Origin of the sequence: Lacticaseibacillus songhuajiangensis, from assembly GCF_003946025.1 — a bacterium.
GTDB lineage: Bacteria > Bacillota > Bacilli > Lactobacillales > Lactobacillaceae > Lacticaseibacillus > Lacticaseibacillus songhuajiangensis.
On record NZ_RHNR01000035.1, the window covers coordinates 1 to 2,954 of the forward strand.

Genomic DNA, 2,954 nt, shown 5'->3' on the forward strand with positions numbered 1-2,954 from the left:
GGCTGATGGCGGTCGGCTAACGCCGACCGCCGCCGCTCGCGCTAGCGGCTTTCGCGCTGCACGCCGCGCACGGCGGCAAGGCTACCTCCTTTCAAAAAGATTTGAGAACTTTTGCTCTCACCATATACAGACAGCTTTTACAGCGTATTTGAAACCAAAGCTCTGAAATGTAATGGTTTCCTAATATTTAAGGCACTTTACGCTCCTCAAAAATTCTGAGCCTCCACTAATCACCAAGTCACTAACCGTCTTTGTAGAACACCTCGTAAGCAATTCCGATTTATGCCAATTCAAATTTCTGCTTACATATACACGGAATGTAAGTCCTATAACGCATTCGAAGTGAATAACATGGATTAAAAGGCTTTATTACTACCACTTTTCGTAACAAGTGCTCGGCGTTCTTTATCTGCTCTAGTCAGTGACCAGAGATTCGGATCACGGATTTGACGCTGTTGAGGTCAACCTAGGTCCGTTCAAGTTCAGACTATTAAGGATTTGGCAAGCATATGGAAGACCCGCTATTTGTATTGTGAGGCCCAATGTAAGGCAATTAAGGTATGACGCCACAACTACTTGTTGCCGGAAATTCGAAGCCTTCTGAAATCTTCTTATTGATTTAATTTCCAAGCTAGTTGTTTGGGTGTTGACGAAATATCGCCTTGACTAAATAAGCCAATCAGGATATTCCTAACTCACTAAAAGAAAGAGACGAAGTATAATGACTAAAATTACGATTTGTGGAAAAGGGAACATGGAGCAAGCAATCGGTAATGCCTTTATATCGGTGGACAACGCTGTCAACTACATTGATGTTGGGGATTCGGACGACAATATCGGTGATATTGTCGCAAACTGGGCAACAAAGCGAAGCAGTAACAGATGATGAACCGCAGCAGCTAAGAAAGCCGAAATCTACTCGGCAGCAGTTGTTGGCGAATGATCTACCGGTAAGAACCACCTTTGTTTCCAAAACCGATGAACACAGTGAACATGGTCATGAATTGAAATTGGTAGGCACTCACTTTGTTCGCGAGGTCGTTCATCGAATCCCAGGGCGTTTGTTTGTCGAGAAAATCTATGAGAAGACCTACAAGTGCTCGACTTGCGAACTTGAAGATGGATGTAGTCATATCTATCGTGGTAACGCGCCGAAGGCATTAATTGCCCACAGCATTGCGACGCCTTCGTTGATCGCGTCGATTTTGCATCAAAAATGCATTCTCGGGACACCGCTCTATCGCCAATTAAAGGATTGGCAGCGTGCAGGCGTCTTATTAAGTGAGACCACAATCTCAAATTGGGTCATCAAGTGTGCCGAGTTAGTGAAGCCAGTTTATGACCTGATGCGTAGCCACTTGATGAGCCAAGGTTTTCTCCAAGGCGATGAGACCCCTTATCAGGTACTTCAAGAGCCTGGCAAGTCGGCGCAGAGCAAGTCGTATATTTGGGTAGCCCGTAGTATCACGCGGTGCGAAACGCCAGTCGTCATGTATGCCTATGCGAATACTCGCTCCGGGAAATTCGCTCAGAACTTATACAGTGGCTTTCCTGGTGTCCTACAATGCGACGGCTACGCCGGCTACAATCTTCTGGATGATTCAATCACTCGCGTTGGTTGTTGGGCGCATGTACGGCGTAAGTTCTTCGATGATTTCAAGAACACTAAGAAGATGACGCTGGGCTTGAAGCTACTCAATCAGATGTTTGAACTCGAACGGAATTGGGCAGGCTTAGATAGCGCATCACGCCTGGAAAAGCGTCAAGTGGTGCTTAAACCGTTGATCGAGCACTTTTGGGAGTGGTGTGATCATGTCGAGACTTTACCAAAAGATCGTCTAGGTAAAGCATTGGCGTATGCGCAGGGGCAACGTGTCGCATTAAATCGCGTCCTAGAATTTGGGGAAATCGATTTAAGTAATAACGCTTCTGAGCGCAACATGAAGAGTTATGTGATTGGCCGGAAAAACTGGCTGTTTAGCACTAGTCCAAAAGGTGCCGAAGCCAACGCCATCTGGATGACCGTGGTTGAAACCGCGAAAGCCAATGGGATCGATCCGCGGAACTACATCACACAACTGTTAGAGATTGTCTCACAGCTACCAACATTCGCAAAAACGGAATCGTTGGAGGCGTGTTTGCCATGGAATTTAAAGACTAACAGTTCAAACGTAGAATCAATCGTTTAAAGAATACGAAGGCCCGCAATCTCAAAAGACGAGATTGCGGGCCTATTTCAGCGGTCGATTACTAGGTGCCTACCTTACGAGCGGGATTCATATGCGGTCAGTTATTGGGTGCTTACGAATGAAAGGGCATAAGAAAAGCACCTAGACCAGTTAAGGCCCAAGTGCTTCATAAAAAAATTATCAACTCTACTTGACGAAGAGCCACAATCTCAAAAAACAAGTTTGTGGGGTTCCTTCGTATGGTCGAATATTAGGTGATTACTAATTGTTAGCGGTTTACTGACGCTCTAAAAATTTGAGTCGCAGTTCTTTTACTTCACTAAAACAATCCTTCAGCACCGGAGGCCCTTATTTTCTATCTCTACTGGCGTTCTCGTCTGTAAAGATTGAAAAGACTGTAGGTGAACATACTGAGCAACAAAGCCACTCCCATCAGTGTCGTTACTAAACTATTGCCATCTCCTGTAGCAGGCATGTTTTGGTCGCCTTTGTGCTTATCGTTGTTACTTTGTGATGAACTCTTCTTAAAATTCTTAGCCGTAACTACAGACTGTTTGCCACTAACTTGTAGGTCGATAGTAAATGAAAGCTTACCATCATTCAATTCATAACCAGCAGGGGCAGCAGTTTCAACAAAGTAGTAGTCGCCTGGCTTCAGGTCAGCAACTTTAATCCGACCCTTGGCATTGGTGGTCAAGCCACTGGCAACCTTCGTCCCGTCCTTCTTATACAGATTGAACACGGCGCCCGCCAGGGCTTTACCTG

The 2,954-nt window shown here is 45.5% G+C and carries 2 protein-coding genes; one reads left to right on the plus strand and one right to left on the minus strand.

The genetic code is table 11. From position 1 onward, the window contains the following. Positions 1 to 773 precede the first annotated feature (773 nt). A complete protein-coding gene (gene tnpC / locus EKM97_RS08775; RefSeq protein WP_125572030.1) occupies positions 774 to 2,189 on the plus strand; it encodes an IS66 family transposase in 1,416 nt (471 codons plus the stop codon). A gap of 361 nt (positions 2,190 to 2,550) precedes the next feature. On the opposite strand, the gene EKM97_RS08780 is transcribed toward tnpC, so the two are convergent. After that, the coding region (locus EKM97_RS08780; RefSeq protein WP_225419257.1) for a prealbumin-like fold domain-containing protein at positions 2,551 to 2,954 on the minus strand (404 nt) is incomplete at its 5' end.

Bases quoted from the DNA above. Each gene is read 5' to 3' on its own strand.
- tnpC (WP_125572030.1), top strand. From the start codon at position 774: ATGCCTTTATATCGGTGGACAACGCTGTCAACTACATTGATGTTGGGG.